This window comes from Streptomyces sp. NPDC086023 (genome assembly GCF_044540325.1).
In the GTDB taxonomy this organism is placed as follows: Bacteria; Actinomycetota; Actinomycetes; order Streptomycetales; family Streptomycetaceae; genus Streptomyces.
The window spans coordinates 206,892-221,889 of the sequence record NZ_JBITRX010000013.1 but is presented as its reverse complement, the minus strand read 5'-3'; the positions used below and the strand labels follow the sequence as shown (position 1 = coordinate 221,889).

The 14,998-nt window shown below is 71.6% G+C and carries 11 protein-coding genes; 7 read left to right on the top strand and 4 right to left on the bottom strand.

Going from position 1 to position 14,998, the window contains the following annotated elements; translation table 11 throughout:
• Positions 1 to 9 precede the first annotated feature (9 nt).
• Positions 10 to 594, bottom strand: coding sequence for a biotin transporter BioY (locus ACIF6F_RS25245; RefSeq protein WP_399950670.1), 585 nt, complete (start codon positions 592 to 594; stop codon positions 10 to 12).
• A 233-nt stretch (positions 595 to 827) separates the two neighbouring features.
• On the opposite strand from ACIF6F_RS25245, the gene ACIF6F_RS25240 reads away from it, so the two are divergent.
• The 3 genes from ACIF6F_RS25240 to ACIF6F_RS25230 all read left to right on the top strand — a co-directional run bounded on the left by ACIF6F_RS25240 (position 828) and on the right by ACIF6F_RS25230 (position 4,634).
• On the top strand, positions 828 to 2,222 hold the full coding sequence (locus ACIF6F_RS25240) for an amino acid permease (protein ID WP_399950667.1): 1,395 nt from the start codon (positions 828 to 830) through the stop codon (positions 2,220 to 2,222).
• Positions 2,223 to 2,397: 175 nt separating this feature from the next.
• Complete coding sequence (locus tag ACIF6F_RS25235) at positions 2,398 to 3,804, top strand: amino acid permease (RefSeq protein WP_399950664.1); 1,407 nt, start codon at positions 2,398 to 2,400, stop codon at positions 3,802 to 3,804.
• Positions 3,805 to 3,977: 173 nt separating this feature from the next.
• Positions 3,978 to 4,634, top strand: a complete 657-nt coding sequence (locus ACIF6F_RS25230) for a superoxide dismutase (RefSeq protein ID WP_399950661.1) — start codon at positions 3,978 to 3,980, stop codon at positions 4,632 to 4,634.
• Between the two features lie 129 nt (positions 4,635 to 4,763).
• Here ACIF6F_RS25230 and ACIF6F_RS25225 read toward each other — a convergent pair whose 3' ends face one another.
• On the bottom strand, positions 4,764 to 5,411 hold the full coding sequence (locus ACIF6F_RS25225; protein WP_399950658.1) for a DsbA family protein: 648 nt from the start codon (positions 5,409 to 5,411) through the stop codon (positions 4,764 to 4,766).
• 132 nt (positions 5,412 to 5,543) lie between these two features.
• On the opposite strand from ACIF6F_RS25225, the gene pepN reads away from it, so the two are divergent.
• A complete protein-coding gene (gene pepN, locus ACIF6F_RS25220) occupies positions 5,544 to 8,135 on the top strand; it encodes an aminopeptidase N (RefSeq protein ID WP_399950655.1) in 2,592 nt (863 codons plus the stop codon).
• Positions 8,136 to 8,277: 142 nt separating this feature from the next.
• Entirely contained in the window at positions 8,278 to 9,324 is a 1,047-nt protein-coding gene (locus tag ACIF6F_RS25215) for a hypothetical protein (RefSeq protein WP_399950652.1), read from the top strand.
• On the opposite strand, the gene ACIF6F_RS25210 is transcribed toward ACIF6F_RS25215, so the two are convergent.
• Both ACIF6F_RS25210 and ACIF6F_RS25205 read right to left on the bottom strand, forming a co-directional pair.
• A complete protein-coding gene (locus ACIF6F_RS25210) occupies positions 9,300 to 10,211 on the bottom strand; it encodes a pyridoxamine 5'-phosphate oxidase family protein (protein WP_399950649.1) in 912 nt (303 codons plus the stop codon). The genes ACIF6F_RS25215 and ACIF6F_RS25210 overlap by 25 nt on opposite strands.
• A 69-nt stretch (positions 10,212 to 10,280) precedes the next feature.
• Entirely contained in the window at positions 10,281 to 10,736 is a 456-nt protein-coding gene (locus tag ACIF6F_RS25205; protein WP_399950646.1) for a VOC family protein, read from the bottom strand.
• Positions 10,737 to 10,866: 130 nt separating this feature from the next.
• Between ACIF6F_RS25205 and ACIF6F_RS25200 the strand changes: the two genes are divergently transcribed.
• Both ACIF6F_RS25200 and ACIF6F_RS25195 read left to right on the top strand, forming a co-directional pair.
• Positions 10,867 to 11,445 (top strand): CGNR zinc finger domain-containing protein, encoded by a 579-nt coding sequence (locus tag ACIF6F_RS25200; RefSeq protein WP_399950643.1) that lies wholly within the window; start codon positions 10,867 to 10,869, stop codon positions 11,443 to 11,445.
• A gap of 220 nt (positions 11,446 to 11,665) precedes the next feature.
• Positions 11,666 to 14,980, top strand: coding sequence for a S8 family serine peptidase (locus ACIF6F_RS25195; RefSeq protein WP_399950640.1), 3,315 nt, complete (start codon positions 11,666 to 11,668; stop codon positions 14,978 to 14,980).
• The last annotated feature ends 18 nt before the right edge of the window (positions 14,981 to 14,998 follow it).

Below are 14,998 nucleotides of genomic sequence, written 5' to 3'. Positions count from 1 at the left end.
CGCCCGGCGTCAGCCCTTGCGGCCCAGCACCTTCCACGCGGCGGGCAGCACGCCCATGGCCAGCGCGGCCTTGAGGGCGTCACCGATGAGGAACGGCGTCATGCCCGCGGCCACCGCGGCGGACAGGGACATGCCGGTGGCCAGCGCCAGGTACGGCACGCCGACCGCGTAGATCACGGCGGAGCCCAGCACCATCGCCCCGGCGGTACGGGCCACCGAGCGGTCCGCGCCGCGCCGGGCCAGGGCGCCGACCAGCGTCGAGGCCAGCAGCATGCCGAGCACGTAGCCGAAGGTGGCGCCGCCCGCGCCGGAGGTGCCCTCGGCGAACCACGGCACGCCCGCCATGCCGACGAGGGTGTAGAGCGCCATGGAGAGGAAGCCCCGGCGGGCGCCGAGCGCGGTGCCCACGAGCAGGGCGGCGAAGGTCTGGCCCGTGATGGGCACGACCAGGCCCGGCACCTTGACGGCGATCTGCGCGGCGACGCCCATCAGGGCCGCGCCGCCGGACACCAGCAGGACGTCGCGGGTGCGGCTGGCGGGCAGCAGGTCGGCGAGGACGGCGCCGGGCCGGAAGGTGACGGAAGCGGTGCTCATCGGTGCTCCGGGAGGGTGAGGGGGTGGCTTGCCCTCAGGACGTTAGTCCCGGCCGCTCGGGATGATCACCGTCGTCCGGGCACAAAGCCCTCTTCCCTCCCTTGGTGGGGAATGCACAAAGCCAGGACCTCCGACGGGAGTTCCTTACGACCCGAAGTGACGCGGATCACTCGGACCAATAGTGCGTCACGTCCGTTTTGCACGGCGAGCGCGGACTCAGAGAGACTGTTGGAATGCCACAAGCACCCCTCCGTGAAACCGCGCTGCCCGACCTGCCGGAGGAACCCCTCGGCCACGGTCTGAAGCAGCGCCACCTGACCATGCTCGGCCTCGGCGGGGTGATCGGCGCCGGTCTGTTCGTCGGCTCCGGCGGCGGCATCGCCGTCGCGGGCCCCGGGATCATCGTGTCGTACCTGCTCGCCGGCGCCCTGGCCATGCTGGTGATGCGGATGCTCGGCGAGATGGCGGCCGCGATGCCCGCGTCGGGCTCCTTCTCCGTGCACGCGGAGCGCGCGATGGGCCGCTGGGCCGGCTTCTCGGTGGGCTGGCTCTACTGGTTCCTGCTGGTGGTCGTGCTCGCGGTGGAGGCCACCGGCGCGGCGAAGATCGCCAACGGCTGGGCGCCGGGCGTCCCGCAGTGGGCCTGGGTTCTGGTCTTCATGGTGGTCTTCACGGTCAGCAACCTGGCCGCGGTGCGGAACTTCGGCGAGTTCGAGTTCTGGTTCGCGGCGCTGAAGGTCTTCGCGATCGTGGCGTTCCTGGTGCTGGGCGGCCTGGCGGTCTTCGGCCTGCTGCCCGACACGGACCCGGTCGGACTGACCAACCTCACCGGCCAGGGCGGCTTCCTGCCCAACGGCTGGGAGGGCGTGGTCTCCGGCGTGCTCGCCGTGATCTTCGCGTTCGGCGGTCTGGAGGTCGTCACCATCGCGGCCGCCGAGTCGGACGACCCGGCCCGCTCGGTCTCCCGGGCGGTGCGCAGCGCGGTCTGGCGGATCCTCCTCTTCTACATCGGCTCGATGGCCGTCATCGTGACGCTGCTGCCGTGGGACTCCCTGGAGCCCGGGCAGAGCCCGTACGTGGCGGTGCTGGACTCCATCGGCATCCCCTCGGCCGGCCAGATCATGAACATCGTGGTGTTCGTGGCCCTGCTCTCGGCGCTCAACGCCAACCTGTACGGCTCCTCTCGGATGGTGTTCTCGCTGGCCGAGCGGGGCGAGGCGCCGAAGGGGCTGCTGAAGGTCTCCGGCGGCGGGGTGCCCCGGCGCGCGGTGCTGGCGTCGGTGGCCTTCGGCTTCGCCTCCGTCGTGCTGAACCTGCTCTGGCCGGAGTCGGTCTTCCTCTACATGCTCAACGCGGTCGGCGCGGTGCTGCTGTTCGTCTGGACGCTGATCGCCGTCTCGCAGCTGCTGCTGCGGCGGCGGATCGAGCGGGAGACACCCGAGCGGCTGGTGCTGAGGATGTGGGCGTTCCCGTACCTGACCTGGCTGGCGCTGGCGGGCATGGCGGCCGTGCTGGTGCTGATGCTGTTCGACGACTCGGCGCGTACGCAGGTGCTGTGGTCGGCCGGAGCGACGGCGCTCGTGCTCCTGGTCGCGTGGGTACGGGAGGTACGCGCCCGGCGGGGCTGACGCCGCGTGACCCGGCCCGCTCCGGAGGGTGGGGCCGGGCCGGGCGCCGCTCGTGCGGGGACGATCACGCCAGGTGAGCCGAGTGTCCGAATAACGGGCGTTCACGTCCGACTGCCGGACGCTCGGGCCAGACTGGCGCCCCATCACGTCCCCGCACACGGACAGGCATCACCCCATGAGTCACACCGTCCCGGCCGAAGAGCGGACGAGCGAGGCACCCCCGGCACACCAGGGCTCCGCCCTCTCGAACGGCCTCAAGCAGCGCCACCTCTCGATGATCGCCCTCGGCGGCGTCATCGGCGCCGGGCTCTTCGTCGGCTCCGGCGCGGGCATCGCCGCGGCTGGCCCCTCGATCGTGCTGGCGTACGCGGCCTCGGGCCTGCTCGTCATGCTCGTGATGCGGATGCTCGGCGAGATGTCCGCCGCCAACCCCGCCTCCGGCTCCTTCTCGGTCCACGCCGAGCGGGCGATCGGCCCCTGGGCCGGCTTCACCGCCGGCTGGATGTTCTGGACGCTGCTCTGCGTGGGCGTGGCCATCGAGGCGATCGGCGCCGCGCACATCGTGCAGGGCTGGCTGCCGGGCACCCCGTCCTGGCTGTGGGTGCTGGTCTTCATGGCGGTGTTCTGCGGCAGCAACCTCGCCGCGGTCTCCCACTTCGGCGAGTTCGAGTTCTGGTTCGCCACCCTCAAGATCGGCGCCATCGGCCTCTTCCTGGTCCTGGGCACCCTCGCGGTCCTCGGCGTGCTGCCCGGCACCGACTCCCCCGGCACGGCCAACCTGCTGGGCGACGGCGGTTTCCTGCCCGCCGGGGTGGACGGGCTGCTGGTCGGCCTGCTGGCATCGGTGGTCGCGTACGGCGGCCTGGAGACGGTGACCATCGCCGCCGCCGAGTCCGAGGATCCGGTGCGCGGCGTGGCGAAGGCCGTCAAGACGACGATGTGGCGGATCGCGGTCGTGTACGTCGGCTCGATGCTGGTGATCGTCACCCTGGTCCCGTGGGACGCGAAGGCGGTCACGGAGGACGGCCCGTACGCGGCGACGCTGGACCACCTGGGCATCCCCGGCGCCGGCCAGATCATGAACGTGGTGATCCTGATCGCCCTGCTGTCCGCGATGAACGCCAACATCTACGGCTCCTCGCGCATGGCGTACTCGCTGGTGGCGCGCGGCCAGGGGCCCCGGGCCCTGGGGAAGGTGTCGAAGGGCATCCCGCGGCGCGCCGTACTGGCCTCCTCCGGCTTCGGCTTCGCGACCGTGCTGCTGTCCTACTGGTACCCGACGACCCTGTTCGCGTGGCTGCTCAACATGGTGGGCGGCGTCATCCTGGTGGTCTGGGGCTTCATCGCGGTCTCCCAGTACGCGCTGCGCCGCCGGACCGAGCGCGAGGCGCCGGAAAGGCTGGTCGTGCGGATGTGGGGCTTCCCGTACCTGACCTGGGTGGCGCTCGCCGGAGTGGCCGGCGTGCTGGCACTGATGGCGTGGGACGACGACACGCGGGTGCAGGTGCTGTTCACCGGCGGGCTGACCGTCGTCCTGGCGGCGCTGGGGTACGCGCGGCAGCGGCGGCTCCCCCGGGGCTGAGCCTCCTTCTGACGGCACTTCAAGGGCCGGTTCCACGCGAACGCGTGGAACCGGCCCTCCGCCGTTTCACACCTGACACAAGTGAGGTTCACCTTGGATGAAGGCTTGATCAGTTACTGTTAGCGTGCAGTTGCGCATAACTTGCAATAAGCAGCTGGAGGGGACCTACCGCCATGTCCGTCTACGTACTTCCCGAGCTTCCGTACGACTACGCGGCGCTGGAGCCGGTGATCAACCCGCAGATCATCGAGCTGCACCACGACAAGCACCACGCCGCGTACGTCACGGGAGCCAACAACACGCTGGAGCAGCTGGCGGAGGCCCGCGAGAAGGAGAACTGGGGCGCGCTCAACGGCCTGGAGAAGAACCTGGCCTTCCACCTCTCCGGCCACATCCTGCACAGCATCTACTGGCACAACATGGCCAGCCCGAAGACCGGCGAGGGCGGCGGGGAGCCCACCGCCGCGGACGGCGTGGGCGAGCTGGCGGACGCGATCACCGAGTCCTTCGGCTCCTTCGCGGCCTTCAAGAAGCAGCTGACCTTCGCGTCCTCCGCGACCCAGGGCTCCGGCTGGGGCGTGCTCGCGTACGAGCCGGTCGGCGGCCGCCTGATCGTCGAGCAGATCTACGACCACCAGGGCAACGTGGGCGTCGCGAGCACCCCGATCCTGGTCTTCGACGCCTGGGAGCACGCCTTCTACCTGCAGTACAAGAACCAGAAGGTGGACTTCATCGAGGCGATGTGGAACGTCGTCAACTGGCAGGACGTGGCCAAGCGCTACGCCGACGCCAAGGCGAAGACGCCGCTGCTGATCCCCGCCAAGGGCTGACGCCCGCGGCCTCGCAAGCCCGCCCGCCTCGTGATCGTCTTCTCAGCCTTCGCGTGCGGGCGTGTCAAGCGGCAGACCCCCACGAGGACGTGACTCGTGGGGGTCTGCTGTGTGCGGTGCAGCGGCGGCCTACTCGAAGGACGGGCCCTGCGTGCGGGTGCGCTTGATCTCGTAGAAGCCGGGGGTCGACGCCACGAGCAGGGTGCCGTCCCACAGGCGGGCCGCGGCCTCGCCCTTGGGGGTCGGGGTGACGACCGGGCCGAAGAAGGCGACGTCCGAGCCGTCGGCGCCGGGCACCGAGATGACCGGGGTGCCGACGTCCTCGCCCACGCGCTGGATGCCGTTCTTGTGGGAGGCGCGCAGCTCGACGTCGAACTCGTCGGAGTCGGCGTAGTCGAGCAGTTCGGCCGGCAGGCCGACCTCGGCGAGGGCCTCGGCGATGACCTCGCGGGTGGCGCCCTTGGCCTCGTTGTGGATCCGGGTGCCGAGGGCGGTGTAGAGCTTGCCGGTGACCTCGTCACCGTGCTTCTGCTGGGCGGCCACCACCACGCGGACGGGGGCCCAGCCCTTGGGGCCGAGCAGCTCGCGGTAGCGCTCCGGGAGCTCCTCCAGCTTGTTCTCGTTGAGGACGGCGAGGCTCATCACGTGCCAGCGGACCTCGACGTCACGGACCTTCTCGACCTCCAGCATCCAGCGGGACGTCATCCAGGCCCAGGGGCAGATCGGGTCGAACCAGAAGTCGACCGGAGTCTTCTCGGCCACCTGGGTGTCAGACATGTCTCTCCTTCGAGTCCGTCACGTTCGCACGCCCGTGCGGGCGCATCCTTCCCGCCAACCAGCCCGAATGCCCGGACATTCCCCGTGGGAGGATTCGTCCGTCAAAAGGCGATCACGCACGAAGGAGTGCCGGTGCCCGGTCAGAATCTGTCCCGCGACGAGGCCCACGAGCGGGCCGAGCTGCTGTCCGTCGACGCGTACGAGGTCTCGCTCGACCTCCGCTCCGCGGTGGACGAGGCCGAACCGGCGGACGGGCCGCGCACCTTCCGCTCGGTGACGAAGGTCACGTTCCGCGCGAACCGGCCCGGCGCCGCCACCTTCGCCGACCTCATCGCCCCGTCGGTGAACTCGGTGACCCTCAACGGGCGGGAGCTGGACCCGGAGGTGGTCTTCGACGGCGCGCGCATCGCGCTCGACGGCCTGGCCGCGGAGAACGTCCTGGTGGTGGACGCGAACTGCGCGTACAGCCGGACGGGCGAGGGCATGCACCGCTTCGTCGACCCCGAGGACGGCGAGGTCTACCTCTACACGCAGTACGAGCCCGCCGACGCGCGCCGCGTCTACGCCAACTTCGAGCAGCCCGACCTCAAGGCGCCGTACCGCTTCGAGGTCACCGCGCCCGAGGGCTGGCAGGTGTGGAGCAACGGCGCCGAGGAGTCCCGGGACGGCCTGACCCGGCGCTTCGCGGTGACCGAGCCCATCTCCACGTACATCACCTGCGTGGTCGCCGGTCCGTACCACTACGTGACGGACACCTACCGCCGGACCTTCGGCGACGGCACGGAGCTGGAGATCCCGCTCGGCGCCATGTGCCGCAAGGGGCTGGCGAAGCACTTCGACGCGGACGACGTCTTCCTGATCACCAAGCAGGGCTTCGACTTCTTCCACGACAACTTCGACTTCCCGTACCCCTTCGGGAAGTACGACCAGGCCTTCGTGCCCGAGTACAACCTCGGCGCCATGGAGAACCCGGGCATGGTCACCTTCCGCGAGGAGTACATCTTCCGGGGGAAGGTCACGCAGGCCTCGTACGAGGCGCGGGCGAACGTCATCCTGCACGAGATGGCGCACATGTGGTTCGGCGACCTGGTCACCATGAAGTGGTGGGACGACCTGTGGCTGAAGGAGTCCTTCGCGGACTTCATGGGCTCCTTCTCGATGACCGAGGCCACCCGCTTCAAGAACGGCTGGGTGACCTTCGCCAACAACCGCAAGTCCTGGGCCTACCGCGCGGACCAGCTGCCCTCGACCCACCCGGTCACGGCCGACATCCGCGACCTGGAGGACGCCAAGCTCAACTTCGACGGCATCACCTACGCCAAGGGCGCGTCGGTGCTCAAGCAGCTGGTCGCGTACGTGGGGCGGGACGCCTTCCTGGAGGGCGCGCGCCGCTACTTCAAGGCCAACGCGTACGGCAACACCCGCCTGGACGACCTGCTGACGGTACTCGCGGAGGTGTCCGGCCGGGACATGGCCGAGTGGTCGCGGGCCTGGCTGCAGACCGCCGGCGTGAACGCGCTGACCCCGGTCCTCACGTACGACGACGCGGGGCGGATCGCCGAGCTGGCCGTGGTCCAGGACGGCGACGCTGCGTCCGATCAGCCGACTCCGTCGGCGTGGCGCCCGCACCGGGTGGCCGTGGGCCTGTACCGGACCGAGCAGGGCGCGCTGGTGCGGTACGCCCGCGCCGAGGCGGACGTGGCCGGGGCCCGGACCGTGGTGACGGAGCTGGCCGGGGCGGAGCGGCCGGAGCTGGTGCTCGTCAACGACGAGGACCTGACGTACTGCAAGATCCGCTTCGACGAGGGTTCGCTGGCCGCGCTGCGCAAGCACCTGGGCGACCTGAGCGACCCGCTGGCCCGGGCACTGTGCTGGTCGGCCCTGTGGAACCTGACGCGGGACGGCCTGATGCCGGCGCGCGACTTCGTCTCGATGGTGCTGGCCTTCGCCGGCCGCGAGTCGGACGTGGGCGTGCTGCAGATCCTGCACCGGCAGGCGCGCATGGCGGTCACCCACTACGCCGCCCCGGAGTGGCGCGAGCAGGGCGGCCGGGAGCTGGCGGCGGGCGCGCTGCACGAGCTGCGGCAGGCCGAGCCGGGCTCCGAGCACCAGCTGACCTGGGCGCGCTTCTTCGCCGCGACCGCGAGCACGGAGGCCGACCTCGGGCTGCTGGCCGGGCTGCTGGACGGCACGGCCCGGATCGACGGGCTGGACGTGGACCAGGAGCTGCGCTGGGACCTGCTGGAGCCGCTGGCGGCCGAGGGGCTGGCCGACGAGGCGCGGATCGCGGCCGAGCTGGCCCGCGACGACACGGCCTCGGGCAAGCGGCACTCGGTGCGCTGCCTGGCCGCGCGGCCCTCGGCGGCCGTGAAGGCGCAGGCGTGGGCGTCGGTGGTGGAGTCGGACGCGCTGTCGAACGCGCTGGTCGAGGCGACGATCGCGGGCTTCCAGCAGGCCGGGCAGCGGGAGCTGATCGCCCCGTACGCGCCGAAGTACTTCGAGGCCATCGACCGGGTGTGGGCCGACCGGTCCATCCAGATCGGCATCCTGATCGTGCAGGGGCTGTTCCCGGCGCTGCAGAGCTCCGACGAGACGCTGGCCGCCACGGACGCGTGGCTCTCCTCGCACGCCGACGCGGCTCCCGCGCTGCGCCGGCTGGTCCTGGAGGCCCGCGACGACCTGGCCCGCGCCCTGCGCGCACAGGCGCGGGACGCGGCGGAGTAGCCCACCCGGTACCGGTGGGGGCCGGCGGCGCCGGCCCCCATCGGCTCTCGAACGCCCGTACTTTAGTGCGGGGTTGTCCGGGTTTGTCGACGAGGCTGTAACAGCGGTTAGCGGGGGATCGGGGGGCGGGAACATCCCCGGCATGAACCACAACTCCCCCACCTACGGCGGCCAGACCCCCTCCCCCGTCCCGCCGGTCTCCCCCCGCCCCCTGCACCACCTCTCCGGCACCCGCCGGGTGCTGAGCGTCGCGCAGCTGCGCGAGCACGGCGTGACCGCCGCCGCCACCGCCGAGCGCTGCCGCGCGGGCGGGCCCTGGCAGCAGTTCCTGCCGGGGGTGTTCCTGCTCCACCCCGGCCCGGCCACCAGCGAGGAGCGGCTGCACGCCGCGCTGCTCTACGCGGGCCGCCCGGCCGGCACCTCGGTGCCGCAGCAGAAGGGGTTCGGGGACGCCATGATCACCGGCCTGGCGGCGCTGGCGCTGTACGGGTTCTCCTCCGCGCCCCCGCTGCCGGCGCTGGAGCACATCGACGTGATCGTGCCGAGCACCCGCCGGCTGCGCTCGGTCGGCTGCGTACGGCTGGTCCGGGCGCACACCCCGCCGATCGCCGAGGAGGTGACCGGGGTGCCGGTGGCGCCGGTGGCGCGGGCGCTGGCCGACGCGGTGGCGCAGCTGGCGGACGCGGGCACGGTGCGGCGGCTGCTCAGCGAGGCGGTGCGCGGAGGGCACTGCGAACCGGCCGCCGCGGTGCGGGAGCTGACGCTGGCCCGGCTGCTGAACCGGCCGCACGTGGTGGACGCGGTGGACTCGCTGCTGGCGGAGGGCCGGGCGATCGCCGAGGACCGGCTGTACCGGCTGGTCCGGGAGTTCCAGCTGCCGGACCCGGTCTGGAACGTGGACCTCCGGCTGCCGGGCGGGCCGCACCTGGGCGGGGTGGACGCGTACTGGCCCGACCACGCCGTGGCCGTGGAGCTGGACACCCGGGCCCCCCGCCAGGGCGAGGACGAGCAGTGGTCCGAGTACGCCCGCAAGCGCGAGCACCTGGAGCGCCTCGGACTCACCGTCGTGTACATCACCCCGCGCAAGCTGCGCGACCACCCGGAGCAGCAGGCGACGGTGATCCGTACCGCGCTGACCGCCTCGGGTGACCGCGAGCCCGCCGCCTACGTGGTCGTCCTGCCCCGGTGAGGCACCGGAGGGTTGGCCGGGGAGTAGTCGGGGGCGCTCCAGCGCAGCCGCCCCGGGTGCTCGGCCTCGACGGTCCCCTCGATGGTGAAGCGGACGGTGCGGGAGCCGTCCGGCCCGTACTCGGTGCGGGCCCGGCCGGTGAGCTGGAGGGTGCGGCCGGTCTCCCAGTCGGGGAAGAGCAGGCCGGCCCGGGGCTCCTCTACCAGGTTGCCGAGGGTGAGGAACATGGCGTTGCCGGCGTAGTCGGGCCAGGCCAGCTCGGTCGGGGAGAGCACCTCGACGAAGCCGGGGTTGCCGCCGCGGTGGCTGGCGTCGGCGCCGTCCCCGGCGGCGGTGGCGATGAAGAAGGTGTCGGCGGCGCGCACGCCGCGCGCCTGGTCGGGGGTGAGCGCGCCGCCGCGCCGCACGACACCCGGTCCGTCCCACAGCACCTCGACGGGCTCGCGCTGCTGGAGGTACTTGGGGCAGTTGGAGAAGACCTCGCCCGCTTCGACGGCGAAGCCGCGCGGGGTGGGTTCGAGGATGCCGTTGAGCCGCATCCGGCGCCGGGTCCGCGGGTCGAGGGCGATGGTCCCGAGGGGGGTGCCGGGGGTGGCCAGGGCCTCGGCGAGCGGGTCGCCGTCCGGGACGCCGCCGGCGACGGAGACGCGGCCGGGGCCGGTGGCCCGTACGAAACCGGGGGCGCCGGTGAGCAGCGACGCCCAGATCCGGCCCGCCGCGTCGGCCGCGCCGACCACGAGGGTGGGCTGGCGGGCCAGGAAGGCCGCCGCCACCTCGCGGATGCCGGGTCCGATGCTGCGGCCGACGTGGTCGGCCAGCTCGCGCACGCCGGCCCGGTCCTGCACCTGTCGTGACCCCTGGTGGTAGGGGCCTGCCGTGATGGTCACGTTCTCCGCCTTCCGGTTCGCACGGGCCTGCCGGACATTCGGAGCCGTCGGCTCCGGTCTCCCGGGTTCCTAGAAGAAGCCGCAGGTGGGAGCGGCTCCGGAGGGCGCGGGGGCGTCCTCGGCACCGGCCGGGACGGAGATCTCCAGGCGGGTCCCGTCGGGGTCGTGGAAGAAGATGCCCCCGGAGGCGGCGCCCTCGCCGTGGGCCACGATCCCGTCGTACGCGAAGTCGACGCCGGCGGCGCGCAGCCGCTCCTCGAACGCGCGGACCTCCTCGACGGACCCGGCCGTGAAGGCCAGGTGGTGCAGGCCCGCGGCGGCCGGGGCGTACGCCCCCTCGGCCTGCTGCCACAGCGTGAGGACCAGCGCGCCGTCCTGGCCGAGGAAGGCGAAGCGGCGCCCCTCCTCCTTGCCCTCGCCCAGCAGCCGGAAGCCCAGCGTGTCGCGGTAGAAGCCGAGCGAGCGCTCCAGCTCGGTGACGTTCAGGCCGATGTGGCCGGTGCTCAGCGTGCTGACAGCCGACATGGCTGCCCCCTCTCTCGTTGCCTTGCCCTGTCGCTTCATTTCTAACCTCTGAAAATGACTTTAGGGGTTAGACCGGCAGGCGTCAACCGGTGACCTACCCTTGAGTGGTTAGCCAGAGGAGGAGACAGGGATGACCCCGACCGCGGACCCGCGCCCGCTCACCGGCGAGCCGCTCGCACTGGACCTGCTGAACACGCGATGGATGCACGAGGGCGAGCTCCAGGACCTCTTCGCGGGGGCGGCCGGCCTGACGCGGCTGGAGGGGCTGGACGTCTGGATGTCGGCCAACGGCCTGGCGACGGAGGGCCTGTCGGCCCCGTTCCGGGCGGACGCGCCGACCCTGATCCACCTGCTGACCGCCCGCGAGGCCCTCGCCCGGGTGGTCGAGGACCACGGGGACCCGAAGGCCCGGGAGGTCGTCGACGCGGTCCTGGAGCACGGCCGGGTCCGGCTCACCCTGGACCCGGAAGGCCCCGGCGAGCGCCCCGAGTTCGACGACCGCTCCTGGGCTCCGGCCTGGCTCGCGGCACGGAACTATCTGGACCTTCTGGACACCGCCCCGGACCGCATCAGGAAGTGCGCCCACGAGGCCTGCGTGCTGCACTTCTTCGACACCTCACGGAACGGCACGCGGCGCTGGTGCTCCATGACTGCCTGCGGAAACCGCGCCAAGGCGTCCCGTCACTACGCCCGCTCACGGGATCATTAGCCCGTAGACAAGTCGACATTCAAGGCCTGCCACGGCCCTTGGGATCGTCCGGTTTCCTCCCGGTACGTTCCGCCTGACGCATCGGGCGCCGTGGCGGGTCTCCGCCATGACGGGCACGCGTCAATAACAACACTCCCCAAACAGCACTCCCTTGCGCAAAGCTGACCGGTCATCCGGCACCGAAATCCGGACCGTTTCTTTCACTTATGCAGGGATGCTGATGACCCTCGAATCCCCTAGCTCCATATCCGGCCCGAGACGCGCCGCGCGCATCGCGGCCGCCGCGGGCCTGGTGGCCGCGCTCGCGGCGACGGGACCCGTCCCGGCGTTCGCGGCGGTCACCGCCGACGACCCGGCGTCCTCCGCTCCGGCCAAGTCCGCCGACGAGAAGCTCGGCTCCGCCGACGCCGAGCTGATCGCCGACGCCGTGGCCAAGGGCGAGAAGACCGTCACCGTCATGGTCGCCACCGCCCCGGGCGCCACCGAGCAGGTCGCCGGCCAGCTCGACGCGGTGCAGGGCGCCTCCGTCGGCCGTGCCGACGACAAGCTGGGCTACGTGCGCGCCACGCTGCCCGCCGGCAAGGCGAAGGCGGCCGTCGACGCCGCCGCCAAGCTCTCCTCGGTCCACGGGATCGACGTCAAGCACGAGATCAAGCTCGACGACCCCACCCCTGCCGGGGACCGCAAGTCGGGGGCCGCTGGTGCGACCAGCGGCAGCTACCCGGCGCCCGGCAAGGAGACCCCGGCGAAGAACCCGTACAACCCGTCCTTCGAGACGGGCGCGGTGGACTTCGTGAAGGCCCACCCGCAGGCCGACGGCCGCGGCGTGACCATCGGCGTCCTGGACTCCGGCGTCGACCTGGGCCACCCGGCCCTGCAGAAGACCACCACCGGCGAGCGCAAGATCGTCGACTGGGTCACCGCGACCGACCCGCTCACGGACGCCGACGGCACGTGGCGCGCCCAGATCACCCCGGTCACCGGTGCCGCGTTCACCATCGGCGGCGCGACCTGGAAGGCCCCCGAGGGCAGCTTCCAGTGGAGCCGCTTCACCGAGTCGATCACGGCCACCGGTGACATGGCGGGCGACGTCAACCGCGACGGCGACACCACCGACCGGTTCGGCATGCTGTACGACCCGGCCGCCGGGACCGTCCGCGTCGACACCGACCAGGACTTCGACTTCACGAACAACGAGCCGATGAAGCCGTACAAGGACGGCTTCCAGATCGGCTACTTCGGTACGGACAACCCGGCCACCGAGGTCGCCGAGCGCATCCCGTTCGTGATCGAGATCCGCAAGGACGTCCCGATGGACCCGCTGGGCGGGGACTGGGTCGGCAAGAAGGCCGACTTCGTCAACATCGGCATCATCGAGTCCGAGCACGGCACCCACGTCGCGGGCATCACCGCTGCGAACAGCCTGTTCGGCGGCAAGATGAACGGTGCCGCCCCCGGCGCCAAGATCGTCTCCTCGCGCGCCTGCTCCTGGAGCGGCGGCTGCACCAACGTCGCGCTGACCGAGGGCATGATCGACCTCGTCGTCAACCGCGGCGTGGACATCGTCAACATGTCCATCGGCGGCCTGCCGGCGCTGAACGACGGCAACAACGCGCGTGCCGAGCTCTACGGCCGCCTGATCGACACCTACGGCGTCCAGCTGGTGATCTCCGCGGGCAACTCCGGCCCCGGCATCAACACCATCGGCGACCCGGGCCTGGCCGACAAGGTCATCTCGGTCGGCGCCGCGGTCTCCAAGGAGACCTGGGCCGCCAACTACGGCTCCGTGGTGGAGAAGAAGTACGCGATGTTCCCGTTCTCCTCGCGCGGTCCGCGTGAGGACGGCGGCTTCACGCCGACCATCACCGCCCCCGGTGCCTCGATCAACACCATCCAGACCTGGCTGCCGGGTGCCCCGGTCGCCGAGGCGGGCTACGCCCTCCCGGCCGGCTACGGCATGCTCCAGGGCACCTCGATGTCCTCCCCGCAGGCCGCGGGCGCCTCGGCGCTGCTGATCTCGGCCGCCAAGCAGGAGGGCGTCGCGCTCACCCCGGCCACCCTGCGCACCGCGCTCACCAGCACGGCGAAGAAGATCGCCGGCTACCAGGCGCACGAGCAGGGCGCGGGCCTGATCGACATCGTCGGCGCGTGGGACTCGATCCAGCGCGGCGCGAAGGCCCACGACTACACCGTCAAGGCGCCGGTCGACACCGCGATCGACCAGCTGCTGAAGACCCCGGGCTTCGGCACCGGCGTGTACGACCGCGAGGGCGGCCTCAAGGCCGGCAAGAAGAAGACGTACGACGTCACGATCACCCGTACCACGGGCCCGAAGTGGGGCGTGCGCCACAACCTGAGCTGGAAGTACAACGACGGCACCTTCAAGGCGCTGACGGACTACGACTACATCACGCTGCCGCTGAACAAGCCGGTCACCGTGAAGGTCCAGGCCGCCCCCAAGACCGCCGGCGTGCACAGCGCGATCCTGGAGCTGGACGACGAGTCCACCGAGGGCATCGACAAGCAGGTCCTGTCGACCGTCGTGGTCGCGTCCGACCTGGTGAAGCCGGGCTTCGCCCTCTCCGCCGCCTCCTCGGTGCAGCGCAACAGCCACAAGTCGTACTTCGTGACGGTCCCGCAGGGCGCCAAGACCCTTGAGGTCGCCCTGAGCGGCCTGGCCGAGGGCAGCCAGACGCGCTTCATCGCGCTGCACCCGTACGGTGTCGCACTCGACCCGAGCGCGACGACCATGTGCTACCCGAACTACAACAACCCGGCCAACACCTGCCGCCCCGACCTGCGTTCGTACCCGAACCCGCAGCCGGGCGTCTGGGAGATCGAGGTCGAGTCGCGCCGCACGTCGCCGCTGCTCGACAACCCGTACAAGCTGGACGTCAGCGTCCTGGGCGCGGACTTCGACCCCGCGGTCAAGGAGCTGCCCGAGGTCAAGGTCGGCACCCCGGCGCCGGTCCAGTGGACCGTGAAGAACTCCTTCGCGGGCATCACCGGCGGCAAGCTCAAGGGCGGCGCCCTCGGGTCCGCGAACGTGCAGCGTCCGACCATCGCCGAGGGTGAGACCCAGACCACCCAGGTCACCATCGGCGCGGGCGTCTCCCGCCTGGACGTCGCCATCGGCAACGTCTCCGACGTCTCGGCCGACCTCGACCTGGAGGTCTACCGCGACGGCGTGAAGGTCGGCTCCGCCGCCGACGGCGACTCCGAGGAGGCCGTGAGCCTGGTCAACCCGGCCGCGGGCACCTACACGATCAAGGTCATCGGCTACGCGGTCGGCGCCGCCGGCACCGCGTACGACTACCGCGACGTGTACTACTCGGACGCCCTCGGCTCCGTGCTGGTGGACGCCTCGCAGACGGTGGACGTGGCCAACGGCGGTTCCGCCCAGGTCTCCGCCCAGGTCCAGGTCAACGGCGCGGCCCCCGAGGGCCGCAGCCTCTTCGGCCAGGTCCAGCTGCTGAACGCGCGCGGCACCGCCGCGGGCATCGGCAACGTCAAGATCGACAAGGTCCTGCCGTAACGCTCACCGCGCTCCGCT

Excerpts from the sequence above, each read along its gene's own strand:
- ACIF6F_RS25245 (WP_399950670.1), bottom strand. The coding sequence starts at position 594 with ATGAGCACCGCTTCCGTCACCTTCCGGCCCGGCGCCGTCCTCGCCGAC.
- ACIF6F_RS25240 (WP_399950667.1), top strand. The coding sequence starts at position 828 with ATGCCACAAGCACCCCTCCGTGAAACCGCGCTGCCCGACCTGCCGGAG.
- ACIF6F_RS25235 (WP_399950664.1), top strand. The coding sequence starts at position 2,398 with ATGAGTCACACCGTCCCGGCCGAAGAGCGGACGAGCGAGGCACCCCCG.
- ACIF6F_RS25230 (WP_399950661.1), top strand. The coding sequence starts at position 3,978 with ATGTCCGTCTACGTACTTCCCGAGCTTCCGTACGACTACGCGGCGCTG.
- ACIF6F_RS25225 (WP_399950658.1), bottom strand. The coding sequence starts at position 5,411 with ATGTCTGACACCCAGGTGGCCGAGAAGACTCCGGTCGACTTCTGGTTC.
- ACIF6F_RS25215 (WP_399950652.1), top strand. The coding sequence starts at position 8,278 with ATGAACCACAACTCCCCCACCTACGGCGGCCAGACCCCCTCCCCCGTC.
- ACIF6F_RS25205 (WP_399950646.1), bottom strand. The coding sequence starts at position 10,736 with ATGTCGGCTGTCAGCACGCTGAGCACCGGCCACATCGGCCTGAACGTC.
- ACIF6F_RS25200 (WP_399950643.1), top strand. The coding sequence starts at position 10,867 with ATGACCCCGACCGCGGACCCGCGCCCGCTCACCGGCGAGCCGCTCGCA.
- ACIF6F_RS25195 (WP_399950640.1), top strand. The coding sequence starts at position 11,666 with ATGACCCTCGAATCCCCTAGCTCCATATCCGGCCCGAGACGCGCCGCG.